This window comes from Methylomonas sp. BG-2 (genome assembly GCF_057766305.1).
The window spans coordinates 1-5,637 of record NZ_JBYMAP010000248.1; the positions used below are offsets into that span (position 1 = coordinate 1).

Annotated in this window: 3 protein-coding genes and 1 pseudogene; 1 reads left to right on the forward strand and 3 read right to left on the reverse strand. The window is 52.2% G+C overall.

Annotated features, from left to right (window positions below; genetic code table 11):
* Positions 1-352: 352 nt before the first annotated feature.
* Positions 353-529: pseudogene (locus tag AC3B8H_RS17790) on the reverse strand (putative 2OG-Fe(II) oxygenase); the annotation flags it as partial.
* 302 nt (positions 530-831) lie between these two features.
* Here AC3B8H_RS17790 and recG point away from each other — a divergent pair.
* Positions 832-2,946, forward strand: coding sequence for an ATP-dependent DNA helicase RecG (recG, locus tag AC3B8H_RS17795; RefSeq protein ID WP_488442885.1), 2,115 nt, complete (start codon positions 832-834; stop codon positions 2,944-2,946).
* A gap of 96 nt (positions 2,947-3,042) precedes the next feature.
* Here recG and AC3B8H_RS17800 read toward each other — a convergent pair whose 3' ends face one another.
* Positions 3,043-4,617: an ArnT family glycosyltransferase gene (locus tag AC3B8H_RS17800; RefSeq protein ID WP_488442886.1), complete on the reverse strand. Its 1,575-nt coding sequence runs from the start codon at positions 4,615-4,617 to the stop codon at positions 3,043-3,045.
* A gap of 2 nt (positions 4,618-4,619) precedes the next feature.
* On the reverse strand, positions 4,620-5,637 hold a 1,018-nt coding region (locus tag AC3B8H_RS17805; RefSeq protein WP_488442887.1), incomplete at its 5' end, for a glycosyltransferase family 2 protein.

Below are 5,637 nucleotides of genomic sequence, written 5' to 3' on the forward strand. Positions count from 1 at the left end.
GCGTCCATACCGCGTCTTCGTTGCAAGGCTCGCCAATGATGCAAAAGGACAGACTTTGGGAAGGTAACAGGTACGCGATACTGGGAGGCAGAGATTCAACCCGAATAGTCATGGAGTGGCTTTCGTCCGCCCGAAGATTTTGCCCAGTCAAACTGAATATCGCCAAAACCAACAGCCGTCGAAACGGCCGCGATTTAAATTCAAACAACATTTCCATAAATCCCTCACTTATTAAGATGACATCGTAGCGTATCACAGGCGGCATATCTTGAATGTTAAATTTGTATGGCAAAGAACTACCTGTAAGCCAATACTTTGGAGATGTCGAAATCTAACGAATATTTCAATGCGTTCAAACCGCATGCTTAATGTCAAACGCAACGCAAATCCGTTGCTGGTCGGAATTGAACGGAATCGTCCGGTGAAATAATGAAGATGGGAACAACACCGAATCGCCGACTTTTTGATCGACGATTTGGGTCTGGAAATCGTCGTGTAGGCGCGGGTAGTCGTCGCCGTCGGTTACAAATTCGAAGCTGCCTTCCCCGGCAGATCATTGCCTTCGGGTTCGGTTTGTTTCACGGTTTGAGCTTTGCCGGTGGCCTGCTAGATAGTATCGCGGGGCTACCGGCACTAAGCATACTCCAGCGACTCGGCTCGGCTCGTTGCTAATCGGTATCTTCGGCCTGCTGTATTGCTATTATTCGATTAGCGCGGCATTGGCCTGACGATCTTGGCTTGAGACTTCGCCCAAGCCTGACGGCCATATACAAACGACACGCCTTGCAGCCAGACATTGCCAATCCGCGCCAAGCATGCCAAATTGACGGCATGCTTAAATCATCAACCAATCCGCTCGAACCCGCCGAACAACCGGTCACCACCCTGCACGGCATCGGCGCGCAATCGGCCGCGCGCCTGGAAAAGCTAGGCATACGCAACTTGCGGGATTTATTGTTTCATCTGCCGCTGCGCTATCAGGACCGCAGCCGGATCACGCCGATCGGCGATTTGTTACCCGGCACCTCGGCACTGGTCTGCGGCACGGTGGAATTTATAGACGGCATCCAACGCGGCCGGCCCAGCTTGATTTGCCGGATCGGCGACGCCAGCGGCAGTCTGTCGCTGCGGTTTTTTCATTTCTCGGTGCAACAAAGTCAACAACTCAAACCCGGCACCCTGATCGGTTGTTACGGCGAATTGCGTTACGGCTACTCGGGTTTGGAAATGGTGCATCCGGAATATCGGGTGGTGCAAAATCCCGAGCAACTCTGCGAATCAACGCTGACGCCAGTCTACCCGTTAACCGAAGGCGTGCCGCAAACCACGTTGCGCAAGGCGGTCAAACAAGCGCTGACATTATGTTTGACGCAAGGCGGCGTCCGTGACTGGCTGCCGGCCGCCGTGCTCGCCCGCCACGGCTTCCCGTCATTGGCCGAGGCCTTGCAAACGCTGCACAATCCACCGCCGCGCTTAAACCTCGCCGAGTTCAGCGAAGGCAAGTCCCCTGCCCTGCGGCGGCTCGCCTTCGAGGAGTTTCTGGCTCATCACCTGGCGCTACTGCAAGGCAAACAAGGTTTTAAGCGCTGGCGAGCGCCGGAATTTCAATTCGACGCCGTCGCCAAGCAAGCCTTTATCGAACGATTGCCGTTTCGTCTGACCGGCGCCCAGCAGCGGGTTAGCGCGGAAATCCAAGCCGACTGCGAGCAAGCTCAACCGATGCTGCGCCTGGTGCAAGGCGACGTCGGCTCGGGCAAGACCGTGGTCGCCGCGCTGGCGGCCTTGATGGCGCTGCACAGCGGCTACCAGGTAGCGGTGATGGCGCCGACCGAGCTGTTGGCCGAGCAGCATTTTCGCAATTTCACCGTCTGGTTTGCCGACACCGGCTATCCGGTGCATTTCTTGACCGGCCAACTCAAGGGCAAGGCCAGACAAGCCACGCTGCAAGCCTTGGCCGACGGCGGCGCCGGGATCGCGGTCGGCACTCACGCGCTGTTTCAGGACCAGGTGCGATTTCACCAGTTGGGCTTGATTGTCATCGACGAGCAGCACCGCTTCGGCGTGCAGCAACGCTTGGCCTTGCGGGAAAAAGGCAGCAACACCGGCATGCGCCCCCACCAGTTGGTGATGACCGCAACGCCGATTCCGCGCACGTTAGCGATGCTGCAATACGCCGATCTGGATATTTCGATCGTCGACGAACTGCCGCCTGGCCGCCGCCCGGTGACGACCAGCGTCCTGCCCGCCGACCGGCGCGAGCAAATCATTGCCCGCATCGGTCACTGGGTCGCTCAGGGCCGCCAAGCCTACTGGGTGTGCACCTTGATCGAGGAATCCGAGCAAATGCAGTGCGAGGCCGCCGAAAAAACCGCGGTTTTGTTGACCCAAGCACTGCCGGCGGTACGGATTGGATTGGTACACGGCCGCATGAAGGCGGCGGACAAGGACGCCGCGATGCAAGCGTTCAAGTCTCACGAATGCGACTTGCTGGTGGCGACCACGGTGATCGAGGTCGGCGTGGACGTACCCAACGCCGGCTTGATGATCATCGAAAACGCCGAGCGCTTGGGCTTATCGCAACTGCACCAGTTGCGCGGCCGAGTCGGCCGCGGCGACCAGGAAAGCTTTTGTGTCTTAATGTATCAAGCGCCGTTATCGCTGCTGGGCAAGCAGCGTCTGGGTATTTTGAAGGAAAGTCACGACGGCTTCGTGATTGCCGAAAAAGACCTGGAATTGCGTGGTCCAGGCGAGGTGATGGGCAGCCGTCAGACCGGCCAGATCCAGTTTAAAATCGCCGACCTGGGCCGCGACCGGGACCTGCTGGATTTGGTGGCACCCACGGCCGCGGAATTGCAACAGCTGGCGCCGGAAGCCGTCGCACCGCTGATAGAACGCTGGATAGGCCGCAACCAAACCGGCGAAATCGGTTTGATGCATGCGCCTTGACGGATGCGTCTGTCGGCCTGCCATGTCGGGCAAGATCGAAACCAACTTGGGTTTTAAACAGCGCCGAGTTCTACGAAAACGTCGCGGAGTCCGGTATTAGCCTTCGCACCAGAGATTATTTAAATCGACCCGGTAAAGTGTCGCGGGCTGAGGGGTTTGCAAACCCTGTAATTTGTTTTTCAGGCTTGCCGGCAAGAATGTCGCGGTACTTAAAACAAACTTGAGTAAGGTCTGGCTATATCCGCTATCCGCCGGCGCTAAAAGCGTTCCGTCCCGCCAACAGTTTGGCACTTTATCCAGCTTAATATCTCTGGGACTCCATCCCAAGGTCTCTCGATCAATAATTGCGTAGGCTTCCTGAGTATTCAACAACGCCAGTTCGGCGGGAATTTCAGCGAAATCGTTGATTTGTAGCCGTTCACAGGTATTACCGCCCAACAATGCATAAATACAGGCGATATTGCGATTATTGACCGAACCTAAAACCAGCCTTTGCGGGTGTTGTTCGGCAAAGCTTAGCAAGCCTCGACTATTCGCGGTAAAAACTTGGTAAGCGTGCTGTTCCAAAAACGACAAACCCATGCCGCCGGCCAGCGCTAAAAAGATCAAGAAATTGCCAAGTTTACGCGGCAAACGTTGAATCGCAATCGCGGCGAATACTGCAATCGGCGCTAGAAACAAGGTTAAGTAATTGGATTGCTTCATCGCGAATTTTAGCGGTGCCAACGACACCGGAAAAAACGACAACACCAATAGTAAGGAAACCAACCAATAAGCCGCATACGTTACAGCGGCATCCGCTCGCCCGGAAACCATGGCTTTAGTCATCACGCATATTCCGGCCAACGCCAAAATCGGTATTAACCAAGTGTGCTTAATATCGAAAAACAAATAATAAAAATAGTACCAGGGACTATCTTCGCCTTGGTTTCCGCCAATAAAGCTGCGATTAAGCTGACCGATGACGGTTTTAAACGCATGAAATGGATCGCCCGCAATAAATGTCATCAGCGCAAAATGAGCCAATAACATCACCAGTCCGCCAAAAATCAAATAAATCCAGCCGGACTTCCAACAACGAAAGATCAGCGGGTATAAAAGAAACGCACCAAAGGTTAATGCCGCTAACTCCTTCACCCAAAACACGCAACCTAATGCGATACCGGTCAGAAAATAAGTCCATTTATTTCCGGTTGTTTCGGCCTTAAAGAACGCAATGAAACTAAGGGTGAGAAACATCGACACCACGGGGTCGGCATGTAGCCGGGTGGAAACGGCCACATGCAGAGGCATTAAAGCCAGAAACAATGCCGCGTAAATGGCCGTTTTAGGGTTGATTCCATTCCAAACAAACCGAAATACCAAACCTATCTCGATTAATGAACATAACAAAGGCCACAAATTGGCTGTAAAAAGATTCACGCCGAGTAAATAGAGAATAAAACCCGACGGAATATTGTAACCATAGCGTAACGCGCCGTTGTAATTCGCGCTGGCCCATTCGCCGTAGGCAACATCCAGCGAGCGGCGCAGATAAACGAGGTCGTCGGAACCGAAAGGCCCGTTAAAAAACACCAACCTTGTTATCAAGGCGATCGACAGGATAATGAATAGGTACAGAACAAAGCTGTATTGCCGGCCCGAATTAGCGATGGATAAGTTTGTAATCATTATCAGCGAATCTCTTCAATAAAGAACCGTGGCCGTTGCTTGGTTTCCATATAAACCTTGGACAAATATTCGCCTAATATGCCTATGCTCAATAACTGAATACCGCCTATAAAATAAATGGGTAACACAGTGGATGCCCAACCAGGAATGGTTGCTTCCAAAGCGAATTTAGCCACAAATATCCAAACCACCATGGCCAAACTCGCCAAGCTTACGCCAAGACCAATCCATGTAATCATCCGCAACGGCACAACGCTGAACGAAGTAATACCGTCGGCCGCCAGCGCCAACATTTTACTTAACGGATACTTGGACTCGCCGGCAAATCGCTCGCCGCGTTCGTAATAGACGATCGCGGTATTAAACCCGAGCTGAGGAATGATGCCTCGCAAAAACAGGTTAACTTCGTTGAAATCTTTAAGACAACCGATCACCCTTTTGCTCATTAATCGATAATCAGCATGGTTATAAATAATATCGACGCCCATAATTTTCAACAGCTTATAGTAAAGCTGCGCGGTCACTCGCTTAAAAAAAGTATCGGTATCCCGCGAGGATCGGACGCCATATACGATTTCGCAACCTTCATTAAATTTATAAATCATGTCCTTGATGACATGGATATCATCCTGCAGATCGGCATCGATCGATACAATGGCTTCGCCATCCGCATTAAATAGCCCGGCAATTAACGCGTTCTGATGGCCGCGATTTCTGGATAATTTAACGCCTCGAATACAAGCATTCTCTTGATTAAATTTCGAAATCAGCTCCCAGGTCTTATCCCTACTGCCATCGTCAACGTAATAGATAAAGCTGTCCGGCGACACCAATTCAAGCTCTTGCATCTCCTTCATTAAGGCCAGCAACCGGCTATTGGTTTCGGGTAACACCTCTTCTTCGTTGTAGCAAGGCACCACAATCGACAATTTAGTATTATTGAAAGACGGAATAGGCTTAACAATACCTTCTATCATTGAAGTCTCCGGCGCAGGAGTACGCTTCCTAAAAATTACTATT

Bases quoted from the DNA above. Each gene is read 5' to 3' on its own strand.
- AC3B8H_RS17800 (WP_488442886.1), bottom strand. From the start codon at position 4,617: ATGATTACAAACTTATCCATCGCTAATTCGGGCCGGCAATACAGCTTT.
- recG (WP_488442885.1), top strand. From the start codon at position 832: ATGCTTAAATCATCAACCAATCCGCTCGAACCCGCCGAACAACCGGTC.